Annotated in this window: 27 protein-coding genes; 14 read left to right on the forward strand and 13 right to left on the reverse strand. The window is 68.2% G+C overall.

Annotation, left to right across the window (positions count from 1 at the left end):
• The first annotated feature begins 150 nt into the window (after positions 1 to 150).
• Genes phnD through AC3ANJ_RS01190 form a run of 5 tightly spaced genes read left to right on the forward strand, consistent with a single transcriptional unit; the run spans position 151 to position 4096 of the window.
• Positions 151 to 1050 (forward strand): phosphate/phosphite/phosphonate ABC transporter substrate-binding protein, encoded by a 900-nt coding sequence (gene phnD, locus AC3ANJ_RS01170; RefSeq protein ID WP_488317843.1) that lies wholly within the window; start codon positions 151 to 153, stop codon positions 1048 to 1050.
• Positions 1047 to 1904 (forward strand): phosphonate ABC transporter ATP-binding protein, encoded by an 858-nt coding sequence (locus AC3ANJ_RS01175; RefSeq protein ID WP_488317844.1) that lies wholly within the window; start codon positions 1047 to 1049, stop codon positions 1902 to 1904. The genes phnD and AC3ANJ_RS01175 overlap by 4 nt, the downstream gene beginning before the upstream one ends.
• Positions 1888 to 2727 (forward strand): phosphonate ABC transporter, permease protein PhnE, encoded by an 840-nt coding sequence (gene phnE, locus AC3ANJ_RS01180; RefSeq protein ID WP_488317845.1) that lies wholly within the window; start codon positions 1888 to 1890, stop codon positions 2725 to 2727. The genes AC3ANJ_RS01175 and phnE overlap by 17 nt, the downstream gene beginning before the upstream one ends.
• Positions 2724 to 3485, forward strand: coding sequence for a tyrosine-protein phosphatase (locus AC3ANJ_RS01185; protein WP_488317846.1), 762 nt, complete (start codon positions 2724 to 2726; stop codon positions 3483 to 3485). Before phnE ends, AC3ANJ_RS01185 begins: the two co-directional genes overlap by 4 nt.
• Positions 3482 to 4096: a TetR/AcrR family transcriptional regulator gene (locus AC3ANJ_RS01190; RefSeq protein WP_488317847.1), complete on the forward strand. Its 615-nt coding sequence runs from the start codon at positions 3482 to 3484 to the stop codon at positions 4094 to 4096. The genes AC3ANJ_RS01185 and AC3ANJ_RS01190 overlap by 4 nt, the downstream gene beginning before the upstream one ends.
• A gap of 7 nt (positions 4097 to 4103) precedes the next feature.
• Here AC3ANJ_RS01190 and AC3ANJ_RS01195 read toward each other — a convergent pair whose 3' ends face one another.
• Genes AC3ANJ_RS01195 through AC3ANJ_RS01205 form a run of 3 tightly spaced genes read right to left on the reverse strand, consistent with a single transcriptional unit; the run spans position 4104 to position 6782 of the window.
• On the reverse strand, positions 4104 to 5687 hold the full coding sequence (locus AC3ANJ_RS01195) for a S8 family peptidase (RefSeq protein WP_488317848.1): 1584 nt from the start codon (positions 5685 to 5687) through the stop codon (positions 4104 to 4106).
• A 49-nt stretch (positions 5688 to 5736) separates the two neighbouring features.
• Positions 5737 to 6177 (reverse strand): hypothetical protein, encoded by a 441-nt coding sequence (locus AC3ANJ_RS01200; protein ID WP_488317849.1) that lies wholly within the window; start codon positions 6175 to 6177, stop codon positions 5737 to 5739.
• Complete coding sequence (locus AC3ANJ_RS01205; RefSeq protein WP_488317850.1) at positions 6174 to 6782, reverse strand: RNA polymerase sigma factor; 609 nt, start codon at positions 6780 to 6782, stop codon at positions 6174 to 6176. The genes AC3ANJ_RS01200 and AC3ANJ_RS01205 overlap by 4 nt, the downstream gene beginning before the upstream one ends.
• Before the next feature lie 71 nt (positions 6783 to 6853).
• Here AC3ANJ_RS01205 and AC3ANJ_RS01210 point away from each other — a divergent pair, with 71 nt between their 5' ends.
• Positions 6854 to 7072, forward strand: coding sequence for an SCO4848 family membrane protein (locus tag AC3ANJ_RS01210; RefSeq protein ID WP_406247622.1), 219 nt, complete (start codon positions 6854 to 6856; stop codon positions 7070 to 7072).
• Between the two features lie 108 nt (positions 7073 to 7180).
• On the opposite strand, the gene AC3ANJ_RS01215 is transcribed toward AC3ANJ_RS01210, so the two are convergent.
• Both AC3ANJ_RS01215 and AC3ANJ_RS01220 read right to left on the reverse strand, forming a co-directional pair.
• Entirely contained in the window at positions 7181 to 7984 is an 804-nt protein-coding gene (locus AC3ANJ_RS01215) for a MerR family transcriptional regulator (protein WP_488317851.1), read from the reverse strand.
• Positions 7985 to 8031: 47 nt separating this feature from the next.
• Complete coding sequence (locus AC3ANJ_RS01220; RefSeq protein WP_488317852.1) at positions 8032 to 9420, reverse strand: MFS transporter; 1389 nt, start codon at positions 9418 to 9420, stop codon at positions 8032 to 8034.
• A gap of 74 nt (positions 9421 to 9494) precedes the next feature.
• On the opposite strand from AC3ANJ_RS01220, the gene AC3ANJ_RS01225 reads away from it, so the two are divergent.
• Positions 9495 to 10088, forward strand: coding sequence for a winged helix-turn-helix domain-containing protein (locus tag AC3ANJ_RS01225; RefSeq protein ID WP_488317853.1), 594 nt, complete (start codon positions 9495 to 9497; stop codon positions 10086 to 10088).
• 45 nt (positions 10089 to 10133) lie between these two features.
• Here the strand turns inward: AC3ANJ_RS01225 and AC3ANJ_RS01230 are convergent, their stop codons facing one another.
• The 4 genes from AC3ANJ_RS01230 to AC3ANJ_RS01245 form a co-directional block, all read right to left on the reverse strand.
• On the reverse strand, positions 10134 to 10817 hold the full coding sequence (locus AC3ANJ_RS01230; RefSeq protein ID WP_488317854.1) for a hypothetical protein: 684 nt from the start codon (positions 10815 to 10817) through the stop codon (positions 10134 to 10136).
• The gene (locus tag AC3ANJ_RS01235) at positions 10817 to 11716 is read right to left on the reverse strand and encodes an ABC transporter ATP-binding protein (protein WP_488317855.1); all 900 of its coding nucleotides are present in this window, start codon (positions 11714 to 11716) and stop codon (positions 10817 to 10819) included. Before AC3ANJ_RS01235 ends, AC3ANJ_RS01230 begins: the two co-directional genes overlap by 1 nt.
• A complete protein-coding gene (locus AC3ANJ_RS01240) occupies positions 11713 to 12114 on the reverse strand; it encodes a GntR family transcriptional regulator (RefSeq protein ID WP_488317856.1) in 402 nt (133 codons plus the stop codon). Before AC3ANJ_RS01240 ends, AC3ANJ_RS01235 begins: the two co-directional genes overlap by 4 nt.
• Before the next feature lie 127 nt (positions 12115 to 12241).
• Positions 12242 to 12718 carry an SRPBCC domain-containing protein gene (locus AC3ANJ_RS01245; protein ID WP_488317857.1) on the reverse strand — a complete coding sequence of 159 codons (477 nt, stop codon included), beginning with the start codon at positions 12716 to 12718 and terminating at the stop codon, positions 12242 to 12244.
• Positions 12719 to 12734: 16 nt separating this feature from the next.
• Between AC3ANJ_RS01245 and AC3ANJ_RS01250 the strand changes: the two genes are divergently transcribed.
• From AC3ANJ_RS01250 to AC3ANJ_RS01275, 6 genes are all read left to right on the forward strand, one after another.
• Complete coding sequence (locus tag AC3ANJ_RS01250; RefSeq protein WP_488317858.1) at positions 12735 to 13073, forward strand: ArsR/SmtB family transcription factor; 339 nt, start codon at positions 12735 to 12737, stop codon at positions 13071 to 13073.
• 22 nt (positions 13074 to 13095) lie between these two features.
• The gene (locus AC3ANJ_RS01255; RefSeq protein ID WP_488317859.1) at positions 13096 to 14307 is read left to right on the forward strand and encodes a class I SAM-dependent methyltransferase; all 1212 of its coding nucleotides are present in this window, start codon (positions 13096 to 13098) and stop codon (positions 14305 to 14307) included.
• Positions 14308 to 14636: 329 nt separating this feature from the next.
• Positions 14637 to 15947 (forward strand): quaternary amine ABC transporter ATP-binding protein, encoded by a 1311-nt coding sequence (locus tag AC3ANJ_RS01260; protein ID WP_488317860.1) that lies wholly within the window; start codon positions 14637 to 14639, stop codon positions 15945 to 15947.
• Positions 15947 to 16864: an ABC transporter permease gene (locus AC3ANJ_RS01265; protein ID WP_488317861.1), complete on the forward strand. Its 918-nt coding sequence runs from the start codon at positions 15947 to 15949 to the stop codon at positions 16862 to 16864. Before AC3ANJ_RS01260 ends, AC3ANJ_RS01265 begins: the two co-directional genes overlap by 1 nt.
• Positions 16865 to 16910: 46 nt before the next feature.
• The gene (locus AC3ANJ_RS01270; protein WP_488317862.1) at positions 16911 to 17825 is read left to right on the forward strand and encodes a glycine betaine ABC transporter substrate-binding protein; all 915 of its coding nucleotides are present in this window, start codon (positions 16911 to 16913) and stop codon (positions 17823 to 17825) included.
• A gap of 101 nt (positions 17826 to 17926) precedes the next feature.
• A complete protein-coding gene (locus tag AC3ANJ_RS01275) occupies positions 17927 to 18838 on the forward strand; it encodes a glycine betaine ABC transporter substrate-binding protein (protein ID WP_488317863.1) in 912 nt (303 codons plus the stop codon).
• A gap of 22 nt (positions 18839 to 18860) precedes the next feature.
• On the opposite strand, the gene AC3ANJ_RS01280 is transcribed toward AC3ANJ_RS01275, so the two are convergent.
• The 4 genes from AC3ANJ_RS01280 to AC3ANJ_RS01295 are packed head-to-tail and all read right to left on the reverse strand — an operon-like array spanning position 18861 to position 21568.
• Positions 18861 to 19268 (reverse strand): rhodanese-like domain-containing protein, encoded by a 408-nt coding sequence (locus tag AC3ANJ_RS01280; protein WP_488317864.1) that lies wholly within the window; start codon positions 19266 to 19268, stop codon positions 18861 to 18863.
• Positions 19265 to 19909, reverse strand: a complete 645-nt coding sequence (locus AC3ANJ_RS01285) for a bifunctional 4-hydroxy-2-oxoglutarate aldolase/2-dehydro-3-deoxy-phosphogluconate aldolase (RefSeq protein ID WP_488317865.1) — start codon at positions 19907 to 19909, stop codon at positions 19265 to 19267. The genes AC3ANJ_RS01280 and AC3ANJ_RS01285 overlap by 4 nt, the downstream gene beginning before the upstream one ends.
• Positions 19906 to 20835: a sugar kinase gene (locus AC3ANJ_RS01290; RefSeq protein WP_488317866.1), complete on the reverse strand. Its 930-nt coding sequence runs from the start codon at positions 20833 to 20835 to the stop codon at positions 19906 to 19908. Before AC3ANJ_RS01290 ends, AC3ANJ_RS01285 begins: the two co-directional genes overlap by 4 nt.
• 10 nt (positions 20836 to 20845) lie before the next feature.
• Positions 20846 to 21568, reverse strand: coding sequence for a helix-turn-helix transcriptional regulator (locus AC3ANJ_RS01295; RefSeq protein WP_488317867.1), 723 nt, complete (start codon positions 21566 to 21568; stop codon positions 20846 to 20848).
• Positions 21569 to 21702: 134 nt separating this feature from the next.
• On the opposite strand from AC3ANJ_RS01295, the gene AC3ANJ_RS01300 reads away from it, so the two are divergent.
• Entirely contained in the window at positions 21703 to 23058 is a 1356-nt protein-coding gene (locus AC3ANJ_RS01300) for an MFS transporter (RefSeq protein ID WP_488317868.1), read from the forward strand.
• The last annotated feature ends 1 nt before the right edge of the window (position 23059 follow it).

Here is a 23059-nt window from a genome sequence, read left to right on the forward strand (position 1 = left end):
CGCCCCCGCGAGCGGATGACATCGCGGGGGCGTCACCGACCGTTCAACCGACGTTCGGTTTCACGTACGGCGGTCTCGTAATTGCCGGACACCTCCACGAGTTCGAATACAGGTGTTCTCGCAATTCCCCCTCATCCGAAAGGTTCCGCCATGCGCCGTTACACCCTCTCTGCGGTGGGCATGCTCGGTATTGCTGCACTCGCCCTGACCGGTTGCCAGTCTCCGGAGGCGGGCGCCGCTCCCGCCGCCGACGCGCCGATCACGATCGCCACCCTGCCTGCGTCGGACGACCCGACGCAGGAGAACCCCATCGAGGCCCTCGTCGAACTGCTTGAGGCCGAGACCGGTCGCGAGGTCGAGGTCACCGATGTGCCCGACTACCTCAGCGTCGTCGAGGCGATCCGCAACGACCACGTCGACATCGGGATCATGAGCGGGTTCCCGTCCGCGCTCGCCGTCAACACCGGCGAGGTCGACGCACTGCTCGCCTGGAAGGGGTCCGACGATCCCGTCTCGACCTGCGTCGTCCTGGAGGACTCCCCGATCCAGAAGCTGGAAGACCTCGAGGGCAAGACCGTCGCCTTCGCCGACCAGGCATCCAGCTCCGGCTACTTCATGCCGGTCTACATGCTGCACGAGGTGGGGCTGGAGCAGGGCGAGGACTACGAGGCGATCTTCGCCGGCGGACACGAGGGCAGCTTCGCCGCGCTCGAGCAGGGCCAGGTGGATGCCGCATGCACAGCGATCATGCTGACCGAGCTCGGAGCGCCGATGTTCCCGTTCGCCGAGGGCGAGTGGCGCGGTGTCGGCGAGAGCCCGGCCATGGACGTCATGGGCACGGTGCTCTCCCGGCAGTCGCTGGACGACGAGACCCGCACGCAGCTGGAGGAGGCGCTGCCGAAGGTCTTCTCCGAGGAGAACGCCGAGGCGCTCTCGGCCTACAGCTCGTTCATCGGGCTCGAGGTCGAGATCGCCCCGGACCCCGGCATCTTCTCGTCCTTCGCCGAGATCGCCTCGGTCGCAGGCGTCGAGCTCGAGGACCTGGAATGAGCATCGTGACGAAGCGAGGGGCGGATGCCGCGGCATCCGCCCCTCGGGCCACGGACGTCCCCGTGACGACGGCAGAGCTGCGGCAGGCGCTGCCGCTCGTGACCGTGCGCGATCTGAGGGTCTCGTACGAGAAGAGCGCGAAGCCGGTGCTCGACGGCGTCGACCTCGACCTCTTCCCCGGCGAAACGGTCGCCCTGCTCGGGGCATCCGGCTCCGGCAAGTCGACGCTCATGAAGAGCCTGACCGGCTTCGCGCCGATCTCCGGCGGGTCCGTGCGGGTCGCCGGTCATGACGTCACAAACCTCGCCCGTGGTGAGCTGCGGACCCTGCGCAGCGAGGTCGGCCAGGTGTTCCAGCAGTTCAATCTCATTCCTCGGCTCAGCGTGCTGACGAACGTGCTCACCGGTGGCCTGCACGGTGCCGGCGCGATCAACCTCGCCGGCGGATTCTCCCGCGAGCAGCGCACGCGAGCGCTGGAGCTGCTCGACCGGGTCGGCATCGCGCACAAGGCCACCGAACCCGCTCGCTCGCTCTCCGGCGGACAGCAGCAGCGCGTCGCGATCGCTCGGGCGCTCATGCAGCAGCCGCGTGTGATCCTCGCCGACGAGCCGGTGGCGTCGCTCGACCCCAAGCTCGCGGGATCCGTGCTGCGTCTGCTGCGCGAGATCGCCAGCGAGGACGGCATCCCGGTGCTGGTGAGCCTGCACGTGCTGCCGCTCGCGCTCGAGCACAGCGACCGCATCGTCGGACTCCGACACGGCGAGATGCTCGTGTCCGGTGCGACAGCCGATCTCGACGCCGACGCACTGTCGGTGCTCTACGACGAGGAGGACGACGATGACGACGACCGCTGAACCGCGTTCGCGGCGCGAGACGCCGCAGCTCTCGGACGCCGAGCGCGACCGGCTCGAGCGGGCTTTCCGGATTCCGCGGACCCGTTTCCTCATCGGCATCCCGGTAGCGATCGGGGTCCTGCTGTGGTCGGCCAGCGGCGTCGGATTCGACTTCACGGCGCTCGCCGAAGGCACCGTCAACATGGCGGAGTTCATGTCACGGCTGTTCCCGCCGGACTTCTCCGACATCGGCACGATCCTCGCGCTTCTGGTCGAGACCCTGCAGATGGCGATCATCGCCACCGTGCTGGGCGCCGTACTCTCGCTGTTCGTCGCGTTCGGGGCCTCGTCGAACATCGCGCCGAAGTGGCTCTACTACCCGTCGCGGTGGGTCATGAACATCATCCGCTCGGTGCCGGATCTCGTCTTCGCGCTGATGTTCGTCTCGGCGGTGGGGCTCGGGCCGTTCGCCGGCATCCTGGCCATGACGCTGGGCTCGCTCGGATCGATCGGGAAGATCTTCGCCGAGGCGATGGAGTCCGTCGACGACGGGCCCATCGTGGCCATGCAGGCGGTCGGTGCGTCGAAGCGTCAGATCATCCAGTACGGCATCCTGCCCCAGGCGGCGCCGCTGCTGGTGTCGTACACGCTGCTGCTGTTCGAGGGGAACGTCCGAGGCGCGACCATCCTCGGACTCGTCGGCGCCGGCGGCATCGGCCTCGAGCTCACCACGGCGATGCGGATGTACGACTACGGACACCTCAGCGCCATCATCATCTGCATCATCGTGCTCGTCACGGCGATCGACCAGGGCAGTGCCCTCATCCGAAGGAGAATCACATGACCGCCATCGAACTCACCCTCAGCGCCCCGGTGAACCTCCGCGACCTCGGCGGGATCGCGATCGACGGCGGTGTGCTGCGCTGCGGCGTCGCGATCCGCACGGACGATCTCGCGTACGTCACACCGGAGGTGGCGTCGGATCTCGTCGCGAGCGGGCTGACCGCGATCATCGACCTCCGCTCGCCGCTCGAGGTGGCCACCACCGGGCGCGGCCCGCTCGCCGACTACACGGTCTCATATCACCACCTGCCGCTGATCGCCGACGTGGGCCAGTCGATGAAGGACGGCCGACCGCAGTTCAGCCACGAGTCCATGGGCGAGATGTACGTCGGAATGGTCGAGGTCGCGGCCCCGCAGCTGGTGACCGCGCTGAACATCATCGCCTACACCCCCGGGGCCGCCGCGTTCCACTGCGCGGCCGGACGGGATCGCACCGGAGTCCTCGCGGCGATGCTGCTGCTCGTGCTCGGCGCAAGCGACGAGGCCATCGTCGCCGACTACGCCCGCACCGGCGACAACATGCGTGAGATCATGCGCCGCAGCGAACCCGTTATGGGCGCGATGTGGCGGGCGCTCGGCATCGACGTGTCGACGCGCGACGAGACGACGGCTCTGCTGGAGGGGTCGATGGAGGTGTCGATGCGGATGCTTCTGCAGACGCTGCGCGACCGGCACGGCGACGCCCTCGCTCCGCTGCGGGACGCCGGGCTCAGCGCCGACACGGAGGCGCGCCTGCGCGAGCGCGCGCTGGGCGCATGACGACGGTGGAGGCCGGGTCCGCGGTGCGCCGTCGACCCGGCCGCCCACGGGACGAGGACATCGACGGACAGATCATCGCCGCGACGCTCGCGCTGATCGATGCCGAAGAGGAGGTCACCGTCTCGCGCGTCGTCGCGCGCAGCGGCGTGAGCCGCGCGGCCCTCTACCGGCGCTGGCCGTCGCTGACGGCGCTCATCGCGGCAGCGCTGGATGTCGGTCGCACGGTTCCGCCTGCGGTGCCGACCGACGGCGATCTCCGGGAGACGGTCTTCGCCACGCTGCTGGGTGCTCCGACGTCGGTGACCGCCGCGGGCTACTCCGAGGCCCGCTTCCGTCAGCGCATCCGGCTCGTGATGGGGGACCGCGCGCTGCAGAAGGCGTATTGGAACTCGCATGTCTCCCGTCGCCGGGTGCCGCTCGAGAACGCGCTCCGAGCGGGCATCGAGCGCGGCATCCTGCGGGCCGATCTCGATGTCGAGGCGTGCTTCGACGCCCTCGCCGGCGCGGCCTACTATCAACTCGTCGTCCGCGGCGATGGAATGGACTCTCCCCGAGCGCGCGAGCGCCTGCATGCCGCGTTCGACGTGGTCTGGCGCGGCATGCAGGCGTGAAGTTCGCTCAGGACAGCGGCGCGTCCGGAGGCAGAGTGGCGAGTACGGCATCCACTGCGGCGTCGACCCCCGCCCTCGGCACCTTCGTCGCGCTGTCGAGGGATGGGGCGAGCGCCGCTGCGATCCGGCCCGCCACGTACGGGGCGGCGAACGACGTGCCGCTCCATGCCGCGAAGCCGCCGCGGTAGTCATCCGGGTCGACGGTCTGCCGGTCGAAGCCCTCGAAATCGGCCCGGGTGGCCGCCTGCGAGCCGCCGGTGAACGCGGGCGTCGTGGAGACGACCGCGGCGCCGGGCGCGTAGGTGCGCACCCATGGTCCGACGTTCGAGAACAGTGCGAGCGACCGCAGCGACGGGTTCAGCGCGCCGACCGAGACGTGCGGCACGCCCTTGTCGTCGTGCAGGCCGTTGTCGGTGCCCGGCCATGCCCACAGCGATGCGGGGAAGGCCGGGCGGTCGACCGCGTCGTTTCCCGCGGAGCAGACGACGACCATCCCTGTCTCTCGCGCCGTGCGCAGCAGGTCGTACAGGGTCAGCGAGAAGAGACCGTCGGTCGGGGTCTCGTGGTAGTACCCGAGTGAGAGGTTGAGGACGTCGATCGGATGTCCGCCCGACTCACCGGCGACCCACCGCCGGTGCAGCTCGATCACGGCGGCCAGGGAGGCGAGGAACACGCTCTCGTCCACGACGCCGAGCGAACCGGCGACGCGGATCGACACGATATCGGCGTCGGGCGCGGTCTGCCGCAGGATGCCGGCGATGAACGTGCCGTGGCCGGCGACGGCATCGATCTCGCCGTCGAGTTGGCCGTACAGATCCGGGAACCGCTCTGGGTCGTCGTCTCCGATGAGTCCGATGGGCTCACCGTCCAGCGTGAGACTGCGCGTGACGATCGAATCGGGAAGCCAGTCGTGGATGCCGCAGCCGGTGTCGAGCACGGCGATCACCGCACGACGACCGCCCTTCTTCGGGTGCGGGCCGCGCACCGGACCCGGACCCACCCAGGCGATGGGCTGGCGTCCGCCTCGCCCTGGTTCCAGGTAGTCGTCGGTACCGACCGCTCCCGCTCCGCGGACCGGGTTCGATCGCGTGAACGGGTTGGACCGGGTGAACGGGTTGGATCGGGTGAACGGGTTGAGCCCGACGGGGTCGATCGACAGGACATGCTCCAGACTCGCGCGCGGCATCGGCCCGCGGACGATCTTGCGGGCGCGCTGCAGGACGCGCCAGGCATCAGGGGCGACCGGAGACTCGCTGCCTTCCAGTTCGTCCGGTGTCGTGAGATGCGCGCGACGCAGACCGGGGACACCCGGAAGGCTGTCCTCGCGCAGGCCCGCACGGACGAGATCGGTGCCTTCGATATCCAGCTGCCAGCCGAACGAGCGCGCGGCATCCATCAGGATCTTCAGGTCGCGGTCGTAGGCGCCGTTCTCGTCGTCGAGCCGTTCGGCGATCAGCATCCGTGTCGGCAGATACGCCGTGGGGTAGGCGCGGATGCCGTCGACGGGATCGATGCTCGGATCGAGTGCCGTTCCTCGCGGTATCGACCCCTCCGCCCTGTCCTGCCAACTCCAGTTGCTCGGCTGATCCATGCGTGTCCCCTCCCGGCGGCTGGGCCGCCGCGTTCATCCCCCGTGGCGCTCACACCTCGAACTGAGGAGTGAGCAGATCCTTGGCGTCTCCCGCCGTCATCGCCTGCACGCGACAGAGTCCCGGCGGCACGTCGTCGAACGCAAAGCGGCCGTGCTCGGCCGGCTGTGCCGTCCAGGTGCGCTCGCCCTGCGAAAGCCTCACCTCGGATGCATCGGCGTCGATCCAGCCGTCGATGCGGCGGCGGCCGTTGTCGGTGCGGCTGATGTGCAGCAGCACGGTGGCCGAGCCGTCACTGAACTGCATGGTCGTGGTCTCGGCATCCCCTCTGACCGGCGACTCGATGCCCTCCATCAGGGTGAGCAGGGCGTATTCGCGCGAGAGGTCGGCGACCGCGACCACCGCGACCATGCGGTCGGCGAGATCCGCCGGCATCGGGTCGTACTGGTCGGCCGCCGCTCGGAGCGCCGCGAACAGGTCGTCGTCGCTCATCGTGCACCTCCGGCATCCGTCAGCGCCGTGCGCAGCTTGGCGAGGCACCGTTGTCGTGTCGGGCCGATGCTCCCGATCGGCATGTCGAGGTCTGCGGCGATCGTCGCGTAGTCGGGGCGGTCGTCGAAGGCGACCACGCGCAGCAGGCGCTGGCAGCGGTCGGTGAGTGTGGCGAGGGCCGTCCAGAGCCGGGCGGCTTCATCGGCGTCGGCGACGCGTTCCTCGGTGGACTGCTCGTGCGGAAGCATCGGATCGAGCACCTCGTCGGCCGTCGCCGTGGCGATCCGGTGCTGCTTCGCGACCCGCCACGCCTCGCGTCGGGCGGTGACGGTCAGCCACCCGGAGATCGCCTGCGGATCGGCGACGGAGTCGTGGCTGCGCACGAGCGCGAGCCAGGTCGTCTGGACGACGTCCTCGGCGAGGGTGCGTTCGAGTCCGTAGGCGCGCACGACATGCCAGAGCACGGGCGTCATCAGGCGCACCAGCTCGTCCATGGCGCGCGCGTCGCCGGCACGCCAGTCAGCGAAGAGGGCTGCCGCGAGTTCCCAGCGTGCGGTGCCATCGCTGACGGCGCCTTCGGGGGAGGCGTCGGTCATGGTGCTCATTGTGCTCACACCTACCAGGAGCAGGGCAAGAGCTTTCTGATACATGGACTGCGTCCGGATACGGTGGAGAGGTGATTCCCCTCGCGATCCTCCTCTTCCTCAACGCCGCGTTCAACGTCATCGTGTGGCCGCGGTTCTACAAGCGGGTCGCCCAGGACCCGCGTGCGAAGGATGCCGAGGGCAGGGCGACCGCGTTCCTGAAGGTGCACGTCGTGCTCATCGCGATCGCCCTCGTACTCGCTCTCGTCTCCGCGATCGCCGGTGTGGCGGCTCTGGTCGGGGCGCTGTAGCCCCGGCATCCGGACGACGGGCCGGCATGATCTCGGGTCCGGCGCGCTCTCTGGGCCGCGGCTCCCGGATTGGCGCGGCGCTGACGGCGGGATGCCGGGGTGGCCGCGTCAGGCGCGGGCGACGGGCTGCTGCAGCTCGGTGACCCAGTCGGACTGATCGTCCGAGACGGCGCGCACGTACAGTTCCCGGCACGGGCCGGACGGCGCGAAGCCGCGCGCGATGATCTCGGTGTGGATCTGCTGCCAGCTCACGGCGATCCGGTCCATCGATCCGAGATGGATGCCGCAGATCGCCAGATCCGCGGCGGGCAGGTCGATGACCTCGAAGCCGTCGCGGGCTGGGCCGGTGTACGCGTAGCCGGCGATGACCTCGGTGCCGTCCTCTGCGGCGGAGTACTGGGCGATGGGTGTGGTCAGCGACCCCTTCTCGTCGCCGATGATCTCGGCGACGGCATCGAAGGCCGGTCCGACGACGCCGGCGACCTCGGGCTGCGACGCGGCGGTCGCACGACGCGCCGCCAGCCGGACGGAGGGAAGGGGCTTCTCGATGATCTCGATGGTGGACATCTGATTCTCGCTTTCGATGAGGTGGAGCCGCCGTTCCACGTCGACGAGCCGTGCGGCCGCCAGCCGATGCTCCTGCTCGACCTCGGCCCGGCGGATCCGCAACAGGGCGCCGATGCGCTCGGCATCCACTCCCTGTTCGAGGATCAGGGCGATGTCGTCGAGACCGAACCCGAGCTGGCGCAGCGCGACGATCCGGTGCAGCTTCTCGAGCTGCGACGGATCGTACGAGCGGTAACCGCTGAACTCGTCCACGTGGGCGGGCACGAGCAGCCCGGCCGTGTCCCAGTGCCGCAACTGGCGGTGGGTCACCTGGCCGATCTGCGCGAACGCTCCGATGGACAACATGCTTCTGTTCTCCCGCCTCACACGGTGTCAGAGTCAAGCATCCCAGTTCAGATCTCGAACTGTCGCGCGTGAGCGGTCCAGCCGGACTCGGCCGGCAGCGCGCGCAGGCCGGAGTTGACGACGGCCAGCACGACCGAGATCACGCACAGAACGGCTGCCGCGATGAGCGTGTTCTCGCGGCCGATCGCGGCGAGCCCGAACCCGGCGATCAGCGGCGCGAGAGGCATGGCGCCCATCCCGAGGACGGCGGATGCGCTGTTGGCGCGGCCCAGCAGCTCGGTGGGCGTCGCCACCATGAAGTACCCCATCAGCGCGGCGTTGACGGCCGGGATGAAGAACACGGTCACGCCGAGCACGACCATCAGCGCCCACGGTTCCTGAGCCGGGATCATCCCGAAGACACCGAGCGTGGCGACGGCCAGGCCCCCGATGATGACGACGCTCGCCCGCACGCGCGAGACCAGGAGAGGCGCGACCAGCGCACCCAGCAGCATCGCGACGCCGCCCGCCGTCGCGAGGAACCCGATCGTGATCGTGGAGTGACCGGACTGCTGCAGGGAGTAGATGACGGTGGTCATCGCGGTGCTGAAACCGAGGTTCACGATCGTGGCGACGAACAGCACGCCTCGCAGGTCCGGGCGGGAGAACAGCCACCGGAATCCCTCGGCGACTTCGCGCAGCGCGTTCGGCTTTCCGACCGCAACGGCGGCCGCCACGAGACCCGTGGATGCCGCGGCCTCCGACTCTCCACCCGGAAAACCTGGACCATCCATCGCTGCGTCGGCGTCGGCGTCGGCGTGTCGAGGCGCGACGCGCCGATCGTCGAGCAGATCGTCCCGGTTCCCCGCCTCGGCCGTGCGCAGCAGCATCCAGGCCGTAATCGTCGCGATCAGATGGAGCACGGCCATCGCGGCGCCGATCAGCCAGGCCCCAGCAGCGAGCAGCACCCCGCCGAGAGGGCCGCCGGCGAGCTGCAGCACCGCGTCGCGCCCCTGGTTGGCGGCCTGCGCCCGACCCATCGCGTCGTCCGGCACGATTTCCTTCAGTGCGCTCTCCCCGGCGATGTCGAACAGCCCGGTGCGAGCGGCCAGCGCGATGTCGATCAGCAGCAGGGTGGCGAACGTGAGCGCATCGGTGAGCGCGAGCACGGTGAAGGCCCCGGCGATCACCACGCCAGCCGCGGAGCCGATGATCATCATGACGATCCGGTGGTGACGGTCGGCGAGCACGCCGCCGAACACCGTCGTGATCGTGCGGATCGTCATGCCGACCGCGCTGATGATGCCCGCCTGGGCCGGATCGTTCGTGACGATCAGCGCGATGAGCGGGATCGCGAACCCGAACAGCGCAGACGCCAGTCCCTTGGCGGTGTCGCTGATCAGCCAGGTGAGGTAGCGGGCGTTGTGCACCAGGCGGTGCGGCGTGACGGTGGCCATGGCTCGAGCATAGATGCGCAACAGTAGGTGCGCAACAATCATTGCGCAATAGTCGGTGTGGATAGAATCCGAGAGTGGCAGAAGACGAGAACGCGAAACCGGTGCATCCGGACGCGAAGCCGGCGACCACGGCGATGCTCAAGGCGTATGCGCACCCGCTCCGCCGCCGCATCGCCAGGGCGGTCGCCGGCCGCGGTCATGCGCGCGCCGCGGACCTCGCCGCCGACCTGGGCATCCCGGCGAACAGCATCAGCTTCCATCTGCGCGTGCTCGCCGCCGCCGGCCTCATCGAAGAGGCCCCCGAGCATGCCCGAGACAAGCGCGACCGCGTGTGGAAAGCCGTCGAGGGCTCATGGAACGTCGGCTCCCCTGAGCATCCGATCCCCGACGAGGTTCTCGGCGGGGTGCTGATGAACGCGCTCGCTGATGATCATCTCGAGATGCTGCGCAAGGTCATGGCCTGGGCCCCCGAGTACGTCTCCGGCCGCGACCCGGTCGTGCACGGCACGTTCTCGCAGGCGAACCTTCGGCTGAACGAGGCGGAGTTCACCGAGCTCGAGCGCCGCATCCAGGAGGCCATCAAAGAGGTCGGCGACGCGCACGACCCCGACGACCCGGACACGCGGGTCTGGAGCCTCGACATCATCGCCGCGGACGACACGATCTGAGGGGCGGATGCCGCGGCATCCGCCCCTCAGATCAGACGACCTGCCTTACGGGATCGTCCTGCGGAACGCGAGGAACGAAACCACCGAGAGCGCTGCGACGACGACGAGGCCCCACAGTGCCAGGCCGACGGCGCCGAGCGTCAGGATGCCCTCCCAGACCTGGCCCCATGCCTCGAGGCGCGTGACGAGGAACACCAGCGCGAGCAGCACGAGGGTGAGGGCGAAGATCGCGATGATCAGAACCATCTGCCCCCAGCTCTTGAAGATCGTCGCCCCGGTGAACCCGATCACGAAGAAGAACAGGGCGAGGGTGAAGTACACGACGAACGCGCCGAGCGGACCCATCTCCCACAACCACGGCAGGTAGAAGACGTACCCGTTGACGCCGTATCCGTTGGTGAGCATCTCGATGCCGCCGCCGATGAGGAACAGCACGCCCATGAGAGCGCTCGCAAGGATCGCGGTGAGCAGCGTGCCGAGGAAGAACTCCCGACGTGTGATGCTCATGGCCTGCGAGAACGGGAAGGTCAGAGTCATCGCCGACATTCCTACGGCGAAGAAATACCACAGCGGTGCCTGCCCGCCACCGCCGTACTTCGGTTCGTCGAAAGGGATCATCGCGTAGATGAGCACGGAAATGAGCACGGCTGCGGCGAGGATCATCAGCGGATACCAGATGAACGTGCCCTTGTTGATCAACTGCAGTCGGATGACGTTGAGCGTGCGCATCAGCGGACCTCCTCCATGGTGGATGCAGCGGCGGCTTTCTGGGTGAGTCGGACGACGAGCTGCTGCAGCGACACCGGAGCCAGATCCAATCCGGATGCCGCGATGCTGACGCGATCGTCGTCGGTGAGGGCGCCGAGCACGGTCACCGAGGCCACCCGCCCGAGAGCTTCGCGGTGCAGGACGTCACGTCCTGCGGCCCAGGCGTCGACCTTCTCCGCATCGCCGATGACGGTGACGGCGCGGTCGCGCACGGAATCCGTGTCCTCGTTCAGCAGGATCTGACCGTTGTCGATGACGATGACCTTCTCGATGAGGTTGGACACCTCGTCGATGAGGTGGGAGGAGAGGATGATCGTCCGAGGGTGCTCTGCGTAATCCTCGACCAGGCGGTCGTAGAAGATCTGTCTCGCCACGGCATCCAGCCCGAGGTAGGGCTCATCGAAGAAGGTGATCTCGGCGCGGGAAGCGAGCCCGATGATCACGCCGACCGCGGAGAGCTGTCCGCGGGAGAGCTTCTTGATGGTCGTCTTCATCGGCAGCTGGAACTCGGTGATCAGTTCGTCGGCGAGCGCCTGGTCCCAGTTCTCGAAGAAGAGGCTCGCGGCCTTGAACGCGTGCCGGGGGTAGGCGTCGTCCGGATACTTCTGACTCTCGCGGACGAAGCAGATCCGGCTGAGGACGTGCGCGTTCTCGTACGGGTGCTCGCCGAAGACCTTGACGGTTCCCGACGATTCGAAGTTCTGGGCCGTGAGGATCGACATCAGCGTGGTCTTGCCGGCGCCGTTGCGACCGAGGAGGCCGTAGATGGCGCCGCCCTCGACCGACAGTGAGACGTTGTCGAGTGCGCGCTTGTCCTTGTAGCGCTTGGAGAGGTTCTGCACCTCGATGACGGCGGTCATGCGGGGTTCTTCCCTTCTGTGGTGGTGCCTGTGGTGGTGGATTCCGCCGCGCGCTCGCGCAGCAGTGCGGCCAGGTCATCCGCGCCGAGCCCGAGCGTGCGGGCCTCGGCGAGGAGAGGATCGATGTAGCGATCGGCGAAGGCGGCGCGGCGCTCGGTGCGGAGTTGATCGCGCGCGCCGGCGGTGACGAACATGCCGACGCCGCGGCGCTTGTACAGCACGCCCTTGTCGGTGAGCATGGCGACTCCTTTCGCTGCGGTGGCGGGGTTGATCCGGTAGAAGGCCGCCAGCTCGTTGGTCGACGGAGCCTGGGACTCCTCTTCCAGCGAACCGTCGACGATCGAGTCCTCGATCTGCTCGGCGATCTGCAGGAAGAGCGCTTTGCCTTCTTCGATCACGATGCCTCCGGCTGGTCTGTCGGTTACTTACTTGACTAAGTAACCATAGAACCCAGACCCCTGTCAAGGAATGCCGAAGGGCCGACACCTGCGGTGCCGGCCCTTCGGGCGATGCTCGGTGCGCGCGTCAGCGGTAGAAGCCCTCGCGCAGGTTGATGCCGTGCTCAAGCCACGCCTTCATGGCCACGAGCATTCCGGTCCAGCCCTCGCAGTTGCCGAATGCCGACTTCGCGCCATCGGCGGTTGCTTGCCAGGACTGCTCCGTGATGGTCACGAGCGTGCGGGCGCCATCGTCGATCGACGAGAACTCGAACGTGGTGCGGGTCTTGGCAGCGCCGTCTGCGGCATTGTCGCCGTCCCATTCGATGACGATCCGATCGGGAGCGGATGCCTCGACCACCGTGACGGGGAATCGACCGGGGAAGTCCGCGAAGTCCCACGTGACGTCGGCGCCTGCCTCGAGCCGGCCGCGGGCGCCGCCGGTGGTGAAGTAGCGCGAGAGCTGCGCGGGGTCGGCGACGGCCTCGTAGGCCTCGGCGATCGGTCGGGCCACGCGGCCCGACACGGAAAAGGACAGTTCGGTGAGCGCTTCGGTGGCTGACATGTTGTAAGATTACAACATGAATTCGAGCGAGGGAAGAGTTTCCGACGACGACCTCGTGTTCAAGGCTTTGGCGGCGCCGGTCCGGCGGCGGATGCTGGATGCGCTGCGCGCCGCGCCCTGCACCACGGGCGGTCTGTGCGCGCAGTTCCCCGAGCTCGATCGGACGACCGTGCTGCAGCACCTCCGCGTGCTCGAGCAGGCCGAGCTCGTCATCGGGCGGAGGGTCGGCAGAGAGCGCCACCTGACCCTCGCTCCGCTGCCGATCAAGCGCATCCACGACCGCTGGATCGGCGAGTACGCGCGCGCCGCGGTCGACCTGCTCGCGGACCTGGATGCCGGGCCTCGGGACGCATAGCAGCGACGCCTAGGGTGGTGTGGTGTCCGAGTTCCCGTACGAGCGCCTGCGGCGCTCCCCCGACGTCGAGGCGCCGAATCTGCAGGCCCACGACGCGACCGATCTGCTGCTCGTCGAGCGGGGTCTCGCTGTCGCCTCCGACCGGGGGTTGACCGGTGCCGAGATCGTCGTGATCGGTGACGGGTACGGTGCGATCACGCTCGCCCTGGCGGATGCCGGACTCGGAGGGCTCCGCGTTCATCAGGACCTCGCGACCGGTCGTCGGGCGCTGGTGCACAACGCAGCGGCGCTCGCACTGACTCGAAACCAGGACGCCGACCGCGTGTCGACCAACACCGAGGCCGGACGGGCCGGGAGTCATCCGGCATTCGGCACGATATTCGTCCCGCACGAGCTGGATGCCGGGCTGCTGACCGGCGCTCGGCTCGTCCTGCTGCAGCTCCCGAAGGCGCTCGCCGAGCTCGAGGAGATCGCGGATGCCGTGGCGCGGTGGGCCGCGGACGACGTCGTGCTGATGGCCGGCGGCCGGGTCAAGCACATGACGCTCGCGCAGAACGACGTGCTGGCGCGTTCGTTCGCGCGTGTGCAGCCGCAGCGGGCGGAGCGGAAGTCACGGCTGATCGTCGCGGAGGAGCCGCGTGATGTACCGGAGACGCCGCCGTTCCCGGTGCAGGCGACGCATGATTCCGTCGGCACCGTCGGCGCACTGACCCTCGCCGCGCACGGCGGCGCGTTCGCCGGTGCACGCATCGACATCGGCACGCGGGTGCTGCTCGATGTGCTCGACCGCGTGCCGCCCGGTGATGTCGTCGTCGACCTCGGCTGCGGCACCGGCGCGCTCGCCGCCGTGTACGCGCTCACGCACCCCAGCGCCCACGTGATCGCGACCGACCGCTCGGCTGCTGCCGCGGCATCCGCTCGGGGAACCATGATCGCCAACGGCCTCGCCGAGCGCGTCGAGGTCACCCACGACGACGCCGGGTCGGAGCTGGCGGATGCTTTGGCCGACGTCGTGCTGCTCAACCCGCCGTTCCACCTCGGGACGAGCGTGCACACGGCGGCGGCGTCGCGTCTGTTCGAGGCGGCTGCTCGGCTTCTCAGGTCGGGCGGCGAACTCTGGACGGTCTACAACTCGACGCTCGGGTACAGGGGCGAACTCACGCGTCTGGTCGGCCCGACCGAGCAGGTGCATCGCACGCCGAAGTTCACCGTGAACCGCAGCATCCGCCGCTGAATCCGATACACCACTGCATCGTCCAAATCCCCGTTCAGGCGACGATTCCACGTGGTTCCGACACGCCGTCGATTTGCCCTGACCAGCCGTTTTGTTACGGTGGAGAGCGGGCATGACGCCCGAAGACCAGTCCGCGACCGCGTCCTTCTTTCGATTTCAGCTGTGCTAACGAAGAGGCGTGGACGTAAGGTCGATGTTCTTTGCGGGGGATCCGAAATCCTCTGCCAGTGCCGCCATGCAGCGTTGTCGAAACGGCCTTGTGAACGTCACCCGGGCGCAACCGAAGCGGGCTCACCGAGACCCTGAAAACGGTGAGTCGCGGGGGAAACGTGACCGAAACCGCTCTTGAAGCGCGCCATCTGTTCAAGGTGTTCGGACGGAACCCGAACCAAGCCGTCCGCCGCCTGAAGTCCGGCGAATCCCGAAACGACGTCCTCGACGCCGGAACCGCTGCCGTCATCGACGCCAGCTTCTCCGTCAACAAGGGCGAGATCTTCGTCATCATGGGCCTGTCGGGTTCCGGCAAGTCCACCATCATCCGCATGCTGAACGGTCTGCACGACGCGACGGACGGCTCCGTCATCGTCGGTGGCGACCAGATCACCGGCATCCCGGCATCCCGCCTGCGCGAGATCCGCCGCGACAACGTGTCGATGGTGTTCCAGCACTTCGCGCTGCTGCCGCACCGCACCGTCGCCGCGAACATCGCCTACCCGCTCGAACTCCGCGGCGTGCCGCGCGCCGAGCGCCTCGCCAAGGCCGAAGAGGTCCTCGCCATGGTGGGGCTCGAGGGCAACGGCGACAAGTTCCCCTCCCAGCTGTCCGGTGGAATGCAGCAGCGCGTCGGCATCGCCAGAGCGCTCGCCGCCGACACCGAGATCCTGCTCATGGACGAGGCGTTCAGCGCCCTCGACCCGCTGATCCGCCGCGAGATGCAGGAGCAGCTGCTCGAACTGCAGCAGAAGCTGCAGAAGACGATCGTGTTCATCACGCACGACCTGAACGAGGCGATGTTCCTCGGCGACCGGATCGCGGTCATGCGCGACGGACGGATCGTCCAGATCGGCACACCGGAGGACATCCTCACCGACCCCGCCAACGACTACGTCGAGCAGTTCGTGCAGGATGTCGACCGTGCACGTGTGCTCACGGCATCCAACGTCATGGAGCTGCCGCGTCCGGTCGTCGCCGAGACGACGGGTCCTCGGACGGCACTGCGTCAGATGCGCGACGCCTACATGTCCGCCGCGTACGTCACCGGACGCGACCGCAAGCTCCTGGGGATCGTCACCGACCGCGATGCGATCAAGCTCGTCCGCAAGGGCGAGACGTCGCTCGCCTCGATCCTCAAGCCGGTGCCGCAGAGCGTCTCCGAGGACGAGGTCCTGATGAACCTGTTCGTCCCCGCGGTGGAGTCGCCGCTTCCGCTGGCCGTCGTCGACGGTGGCGGCCGCCTCGTCGGCGTCATTCCCCGCGTCACACTGCTGGCGGCCCTCGGCCCCGGCCCCGGCTCCACGGAGGAGATCACCCTCCCGCTGCGGCCCGTCCCGCAGGCCGAGATCGACGCCGTGCTCGATGAGGCGCAGGATGCCACGGCCACCGCCGTCGAAGGCCAGGCGCCCGAGAAGGAGGTGCTGTGATGGATGGTTTCCGCATCCCCATCGGCGAGTGGGTCGCGTCCGTCGTCGACTGGGTCAAGGACAACCTCGAGGGCCTGCTCGATCTCATCTCGTTCGTCGTGCGGTTCCTCGTAGACGGGCTGACCGACATCCTGGTCGGCACGCCGTTCCCGGTCATGATCGCGATCTTCGCGCTCATCGCCTGGCTCGTCCGCTCCTGGCAGATGGCCGTCGGCACCGTCATCTCGTTCCTGCTGATCGTCTCGATGGACCTGTGGGAACTGTCGATGCAGACGCTGGCTCTCGTGCTGGTGTCGGCGGCGGTGGCGATCGCCATCGCTGTCCCGCTCGGGATCTGGTCGGCGCGCAACGACACCGTGCGGATGATCCTCAAGCCCGTCCTGGACTTCATGCAGACCATGCCCGCCATGGTGTACCTGATCCCGGCGATCGTATTCTTCAGCATCGGCGTCGTCCCCGGACTCGTCGCGACCGTGATCTTCGCGCTCCCGCCCGGCGTCCGGCTCACCGAGCTCGGCATCCGCGGAGTCGACTCCGAGACCGTCGAGGCCGGACAGGCGTTCGGTGCGAAGCCGGGTCAGATCCTGCGCGGCATCCAGCTCCCGCTCGCGATGCCGTCCATCATGGCCGGCGTCAACCAGGTCATCATGCTCTCCCTTTCGATGGTCGTCATCGCCGGTATGGCCGGCGCGGACGGGCTCGGCAAGGAGGTCGTGCTGGCGATCTCGACGGTCAACACGGCCAAGGGCGTCGAGGCCGGACTCGCCGTTGTGCTCGTCGCGGTCTACCTCGACCGCGTCACCGCTGCGCTCGGCACGCCGAACGACTACCCGGCGTCCCTGCTGGGCGTCCTCGGCCGTCGCCGCGCGGCACAGCGCACCCAGGCAGCGGATGCCGCGGCATCCGTCCTTGCCTGATACCGAATCCATACGGAACGCACCACAGCATACGAAAGGAAGCACCATGAAGAAGTACCGGCACATCACAGCCGTCGCAGCACTCGGAGTCACCGCATCCCTCGCCCTCGCGGGATGCGCGACCGGCTCGGACGACAACTCGGCCGGGGGCTCGGCCGAGGAGGAGAAGGGCACCATCACGCTCGGTTTCCTCCCCTCCTGGACCGACGGTCTGAGCATGGCGTACCTGCTCCAGGACCAGTTCGAGAAGCTCGGCTACGAGGTCGAGTTCGAAGAGCTCACGGAGGCGGGCCCGCTCTACACCGGTCTCGCGCAGGGCGACGTCGACATGTACCCGTCGGCATGGCCCGAGGTCACGCACGCGGACTACATGAAGCAGTACGGCGACGACCTCGAGGACCTCGGCGCGTACTACGAGAACGCGGTGCTGACGCTCGCCGTTCCCAGCTACACCGACATCGACTCGATCGACCAGCTCAAGGGCAAGGGCGACATGTTCGGCGGCACCATCGTCGGCATCGAGCCGGGCGCCGGACTCACCAAGCAGACCCAGGAAGTCGCGATGCCGGCCTACGGCCTGGACGGCGAGTACACGCTGCAGACGTCGTCGACCGCCGCCATGCTGACGGTGCTCGGCGAGGCGATCGACAACAAGGAGGACGTCGTCGTCACGCTGTGGAAGCCGTTCTGGGCGAACAGCTCGTACGACATCAAGACGCTCGAGGACCCCGAGGGCGCCATGGGCACCCCCGAGACCCTGAACTTCATGGGTCACAAGGGCTTCGCCGAGGAGTTCCCCGAGGCCGCTGAGCTCGTCGAGCAGATCAAGCTGGACGACGCCCAGTACGGTGCGCTCGAGGACCTCGTCGTCAACGAGTACGGCGAAGGCAAGGAAGCCGAGGCAGTGGATGCCTGGCTCGAGGAGAACGGCGACCAGTTCGACTGGGTCGTCTCCGAGTGATCCTCGCCTGAGAACGGGGGCGTCGCAGCTTCTGCTGCGGCGCCTCCTTCCTTTTGCGCGCCCGCGCGCAGGACAACACCTACGGAAGAGACATACGGAACATGACGAAGCGTACACGCATCACCACCGGCATCCTGACTCTCGGACTGGGAGCCTCCCTGGTCCTCACCGGGTGCACGAGCGAGAGCTCGGCTGACACCCAGGGCCCATCGGAGATGGGCACGATCACGATCGGCTTCCTGCCGTCCTGGACGGATGCCGTCAACAACGCCTACCTGCTCGAGGACCAGTTGACCAAGCTCGGCTACGACGTGGAGCTGGAGACGCTCACCGAGCCGGGCATGCTCTACACCGCGCTCGCGCAGGGCGACGTCGACATCTACCCATCGGCATGGCCGGAGATCTCGCAGAAGGCGTTCATGGAGAAGTACGGCGACGACCTGGAGGATCTCGGCACCTACTACGAGGGCGCACAGGGATTCCTCGCCGTCCCCGAGTACATGGACGACATCGACTCCGTCGACGATCTCCACGGCCAGGGCGATCGCTTCGACGGCCGGATCTACACGATCGAGCCCGGCTCCGGCACCGCGACCATGGCGAGCGAGAAGCTCTTCCCGACGCACGGACTCGGTGACGAGTACACGCTGACGTCTTCGTCGCTCGCGGCCATGCTGACCGTCGTCGACGATGCCGTGGAGTCGGAGGAGGACGTCGTGGTCACGCTCTGGAAGCCGTTCTGGGCCATCGACGCCTACGGCCTGAAGGAGCTCGAGGATCCGGAGAACGGGATGGGAGACCCAGAGGGGCTCCACTTCCTCGGGCACAAGGGGTTCGCCGAGGAGTTCCCCGAGGCCGCCGACCTGATCGGGCAGATCACGCTCGACGACGAGCAGTACGGCTCGCTCGAGAACCTCGTCGTCAACGAGTTCGGGGCGGATCGTGAGGCCGAGGCCGTCGACGCGTGGCTCGAGGAGCACGAGGGGCAGCTCGACTGGGCGGTCTCCGAGTAAGGCGCGTTCCGCGCGCCGCGCGTCAGGAGTCCGCGGTGACCAGCGGATCCGGCGTGCGGCGTGCGATCACGCCGCCGGTCTCGATCGGGTAGCCGTTGCGCACCCAGTACTCGTACCCGCCGAGCAGTTCGCGCACGTCGAGACCGGCGGCGAGGAGCACGCGGGCGGTGGTCGTGCCGCCGTTGCAGCCAGGCCCCCAGCCGTACACGATGAGGGTGCGGTCGCGGGGGAGATCACCGAGCCTCGCATCGATGTCCGCGGTCGGCAGGTGCAGCGCTCCGGCGATGTGTCCGTGATCCCAGGATTCGCGGCGACGGGTGTCGACGAGCACCGCGGCATCCGATTCGACGGCCTGCGCGGCGGCGGTCACGTCGATCTCGTAGGCGAGGCGAGCGTCGACGTGGGCGAGCCGTGCGTCGAGGTCGGTCATGAACGCTCGGCGCCCAGAAGACCGGCCAGCTGCGGCAGCTGCGCCGGGTCCTCCAGGGCGGACCCGACGGCGACCACGCGGGCACCGGCGCGCAGGTACTCGCCGGCGTTGGCGGCGCTCATGCCGCCGGTCGCCACGAAGCGGGCCTGCGGGAAGGGTCCGCGCATGGCGGTGAGCCACGACGCACCCAGCACCGACGCCGGGAAGGCTTTCAGCCAGGTCAGCCCTGCCTTCATGGCGAGCTGCACTTCGCTCGCGGTGCCCACCCCGGGGATGCTGAGCAGCCCCGCGTCATGAGAGGCGCGGACCACGTCGAGATCGAGGCCGGGGCTCACGGTGAACCCGGCTCCGGCGGATGCCGCCTGGGCGACGTTCTCAGCGGACACGACGGTGCCGGCGCCGACGATCTTGCCGCGTTCCCTGCCGGCGGCGGCGACCACCCGCAGTGCTTCGAGATCCTCCGCGGTCTGGATGGGCAGTTCGACGACGTCGATGCCGAGGTCCCAGGCGGTGGTCGACACGGCGAGACTCCTCTCGGCGCCCATCCCGCGAAGGATCGCCATCAGCGGAGAGCCGCCGAACAGCTCCTCGAATCCCGAGTTGTCCATGAGGTCGCCTTTCCCTGTCTGCGTCATCGTCATTCCCCTGCCTCCGTCGCCGCGACGCCGACCACGTCCTCGGTGGACTGCAGCACGAGGTGCGCCCGCTCGTGTCCGCTCTGCAGCCGTTCCTGCGGCGGAGCACCGGCGAGTCTCGCTGCGAGCCACCCGGCGGCGAAGGCGTCTCCGGCACCGACGGCCTCGACGACTTCGGTCGGGATCGCCGGTACGAACTCCGCGCCCTCGGGCGAGAACTCGGTCGCCCCGACGTCGCCGTCCTTGACCACGAGGTGGGTGGGAGCCGGAACCAGCGCGCGCACGTCCTCCGGTGTCGCGCATCCCCACAGCGTCTGGGCTTCGTCGAGTCCGACGAAGACGATGTCGGAGCGATTCGCCAGCGCGAGCAGCACGGGGGCGGCGACCGGTGCAGCCCACAGCGCTGCGCGATGGTTCACATCGAAGCTCAGCGCGGCCCCGTCGGCCGCGGCGACCCTGTCGACGATCGCGTCGATCATGGCGGCGCAGTCCTGCGAAAGAGCGGGCGTGATGCCGGAGATGTGGACGATCTCGGCATCCTCAAGGGGAATGGTCGCGACGCTCCGCGGATTCATCCGGGATGCCGCGGATCCCGCTCGGTAATAGTGCACGCCGTGACCCGGGTCCTTGAAGTACACCCCGGTGGGGGCATCAGGGTCCAGCGTGACCCAGCCGGTGTCCACGCCCAGTTCGGTGAGAGTGCGGCGGACGCGGTGTCCGAGGGGGTCGTCGCCGAGCGCGCTGACCCACGCCGCGTGGTGTCCGAGCAGCGCGACATGCGCGGCGACGTTCGATTCGGCGCCGCCGACGGTCAGGCGGAGGCTCTCTGCATCGGTGAGCGGCGTCGCGTCGTGGGGGGTGAGGAGCGCCATCGTCTCGCCGAGGGCGATGAGTGCCGGGGCGGGGGGCATCGTGCGATTCGTGTGGTCCATGATGAGTCGCCTATCGGCCGATCCTCGCCTCCTCCAGGTAGCTGTACGCGGTCACTCGCGAGATGCCGAGTCGCTTCGCGATCGCCTCGACCGACTTGCGCATCTGCGTTGCGCCGCGCTCGTCGAGGCGCTTGAGGACGCTGATCTTGTCGTCGCGGGACATGTTCTCGACCGGTCGGCCGATCTCGTGGATGGCGTCGCTGATCATCGAGTCCATGACCGCGACGAGGTCCGTGCCGAAGTGCTCCTTGGGACTGTCCGCCGTCGCCGTGGACGACGGCAGGAGCGCGGTGAGCATGTTGCGCACCTGCTGGAGCGGGCTGAGATCGACGTTGATGCACAGCGACGCGATGATGTCGCCGACGGAGTTGTGGAAGTACACCGAAGAGCAGCGCAGCTCCCGTCCGTCGCTCGTGTGGCCGGTGTAGCCGAACGCGTCGTGGTCGGCGCGTCGGTCCTTCATCACGTCCAGTCCGAGCGACGTGGACGGACCTCCGACCGCTCGACCGGTGACATGGCCGTTCTCGATCGCCATGATCGTGTGGCCGAGGTCGACATCGGCCCCGTCGAGGTTGTGCAGCACGACTTCGGTCGTCGGACCGGCGGCGGTCGCGAGCGCTCGCATCACGGGCTGATATAGGCGCAGCACCTCCTCGGCGCTCTCGTACGTCTGCCGGTTCGCCTCGCTCGCGAGTGCTTCGGCTGCGTCTTCTGCTGCGGTCCTGATCGTCATCGCTCACCCACTGAACAAAAAATTCGAGAGATAGACAGATTGTCTGTCTTCCTGCTAGCTTAGCGTCACCCAACACGAGACGTCGAGGCCGAGCATCCCGTTCCGGCCCGTCCTCACCCAGCAAGGAGGCTCGGATGACGACTGTTTCCGCATCACGTGGTCTGTCCCCGAAACAGCGCAAGACGGTCGCTGGCGGGGCCATCGGCACGCTCATCGAGTACTACGACTACTACCTGTACGGCCTCGCCGCGGCGGCCGTCTTCCCCGCGGTCTTCTTCTCCGCCAACGATCCGCTGATCGCTCAGCTCGCCTCGTTCGCGACGTTCGCCGTCGGGTTCTTCCTGCGTCCGCTCGGCGGCATCATCTGGGGCATCGTCGGCGACCGCGTCGGCCGGAAGGTGGTGCTGATGAGCACCGTCGTCGGCATGGGACTGGCCACCACCTGCATCGGTTTGATCCCCTCCGACCAGGCGATCGGAATCGCGGCTCCGCTGCTGCTGTTGTTCTTCCGGATGCTGCAGGGCTTCTTCGTGGGCGGTGAGATGGGCGGTGCCGCGACCATGGTGGTCGAAGCCGCACCCACCGGCAAGCGCGGACTCTACGGGGCGTTCCTCATCACCGGCGCCGGCATCGCGAACGTCGCCTCCGGCGGATTCATGGCGCTGCTCGGTCTCACCCCCGAGTCGTGGTTCCTGCAGTGGGGCTGGCGCATCCCGTTCGTGTTCTCGATCGTGCTCGCGATCGCGGCCGTGATCCTGCGCCGTCACCTCGAGGACTCCGACGAGTTCGTCGAGACGCAGGCGCTGCAGATCGCCGCAGCCGGCAAGAAGGCGAACCCGCTCGTCGAAGCGTTCCGGCACCCGAAGAACGCGATCATGGGCATCCTGATCGGCCTGCCGCAGTCGATCGCCGGCTACGTCGTGCTCACCTTCGGCCTGGCGTACATGCTGGCCGACGAGACCCTTCCCACGTGGGTCGGCTTCGCCGGCACGATGATGGTGGGTCTGCTTCAGATCGTGGTCGCCCCGCTGTGGGGTGCGATCTCCGACCGCATCGGCCGGCGGACGGTCTACATCATCGGATGCCTCGGTTTCGCGGCCATGGTCTACCCCACGTTCGCGTTGTTCGACACGGGGAACATGTGGCTGATCTGGACCGGCCAGATTCTCGGCTTCGTGGTGTTCGGCGTGGCCATGCAGGCGACGCTGTCGACGATGCTGGTGGAGATGTTCGACCCGGAGGCGCGCACGACCGGCGTCAACATCGGGTACCAGATGTCCAACACGCTCGGCGGCGGACTCGCGCCGCTGATCTGCACCGCGCTGGTCGCGGCAGCGGGCGGCGCGTTCTGGCCCGTCGTCATCTACGCGGCTGTGATCTCGATCGTCGGCGTGATCGCCACGCTGATGGCATCCATCCGTCCCGATGTCGAGGGCGCCGGTCGGCTGCACGAGTTGGCGGCGACCGCGACGCTCAAAACGGTTCGCTGAG

It is taken from the genome of Microbacterium sp. STRO-1N (assembly GCF_057748015.1).

Excerpts from the sequence above, each read along its gene's own strand:
- phnD (WP_488317843.1), top strand. The coding sequence starts at position 151 with ATGCGCCGTTACACCCTCTCTGCGGTGGGCATGCTCGGTATTGCTGCA.
- AC3ANJ_RS01175 (WP_488317844.1), top strand. The coding sequence starts at position 1,047 with ATGAGCATCGTGACGAAGCGAGGGGCGGATGCCGCGGCATCCGCCCCT.
- phnE (WP_488317845.1), top strand. The coding sequence starts at position 1,888 with ATGACGACGACCGCTGAACCGCGTTCGCGGCGCGAGACGCCGCAGCTC.
- AC3ANJ_RS01185 (WP_488317846.1), top strand. The coding sequence starts at position 2,724 with ATGACCGCCATCGAACTCACCCTCAGCGCCCCGGTGAACCTCCGCGAC.
- AC3ANJ_RS01190 (WP_488317847.1), top strand. The coding sequence starts at position 3,482 with ATGACGACGGTGGAGGCCGGGTCCGCGGTGCGCCGTCGACCCGGCCGC.
- AC3ANJ_RS01195 (WP_488317848.1), bottom strand. The coding sequence starts at position 5,687 with ATGGATCAGCCGAGCAACTGGAGTTGGCAGGACAGGGCGGAGGGGTCG.
- AC3ANJ_RS01200 (WP_488317849.1), bottom strand. The coding sequence starts at position 6,177 with ATGAGCGACGACGACCTGTTCGCGGCGCTCCGAGCGGCGGCCGACCAG.
- AC3ANJ_RS01205 (WP_488317850.1), bottom strand. The coding sequence starts at position 6,782 with ATGAGCACCATGACCGACGCCTCCCCCGAAGGCGCCGTCAGCGATGGC.
- AC3ANJ_RS01215 (WP_488317851.1), bottom strand. The coding sequence starts at position 7,984 with ATGTTGTCCATCGGAGCGTTCGCGCAGATCGGCCAGGTGACCCACCGC.
- AC3ANJ_RS01220 (WP_488317852.1), bottom strand. The coding sequence starts at position 9,420 with ATGGCCACCGTCACGCCGCACCGCCTGGTGCACAACGCCCGCTACCTC.
- AC3ANJ_RS01230 (WP_488317854.1), bottom strand. The coding sequence starts at position 10,817 with ATGCGCACGCTCAACGTCATCCGACTGCAGTTGATCAACAAGGGCACG.
- AC3ANJ_RS01235 (WP_488317855.1), bottom strand. The coding sequence starts at position 11,716 with ATGACCGCCGTCATCGAGGTGCAGAACCTCTCCAAGCGCTACAAGGAC.
- AC3ANJ_RS01245 (WP_488317857.1), bottom strand. The coding sequence starts at position 12,718 with ATGTCAGCCACCGAAGCGCTCACCGAACTGTCCTTTTCCGTGTCGGGC.
- AC3ANJ_RS01250 (WP_488317858.1), top strand. The coding sequence starts at position 12,735 with ATGAATTCGAGCGAGGGAAGAGTTTCCGACGACGACCTCGTGTTCAAG.
- AC3ANJ_RS01265 (WP_488317861.1), top strand. The coding sequence starts at position 15,947 with ATGGATGGTTTCCGCATCCCCATCGGCGAGTGGGTCGCGTCCGTCGTC.
- AC3ANJ_RS01270 (WP_488317862.1), top strand. The coding sequence starts at position 16,911 with ATGAAGAAGTACCGGCACATCACAGCCGTCGCAGCACTCGGAGTCACC.
- AC3ANJ_RS01275 (WP_488317863.1), top strand. The coding sequence starts at position 17,927 with ATGACGAAGCGTACACGCATCACCACCGGCATCCTGACTCTCGGACTG.
- AC3ANJ_RS01280 (WP_488317864.1), bottom strand. The coding sequence starts at position 19,268 with ATGACCGACCTCGACGCACGGCTCGCCCACGTCGACGCTCGCCTCGCC.
- AC3ANJ_RS01285 (WP_488317865.1), bottom strand. The coding sequence starts at position 19,909 with ATGACGATGACGCAGACAGGGAAAGGCGACCTCATGGACAACTCGGGA.
- AC3ANJ_RS01290 (WP_488317866.1), bottom strand. The coding sequence starts at position 20,835 with ATGGACCACACGAATCGCACGATGCCCCCCGCCCCGGCACTCATCGCC.
- AC3ANJ_RS01295 (WP_488317867.1), bottom strand. The coding sequence starts at position 21,568 with ATGACGATCAGGACCGCAGCAGAAGACGCAGCCGAAGCACTCGCGAGC.
- AC3ANJ_RS01300 (WP_488317868.1), top strand. The coding sequence starts at position 21,703 with ATGACGACTGTTTCCGCATCACGTGGTCTGTCCCCGAAACAGCGCAAG.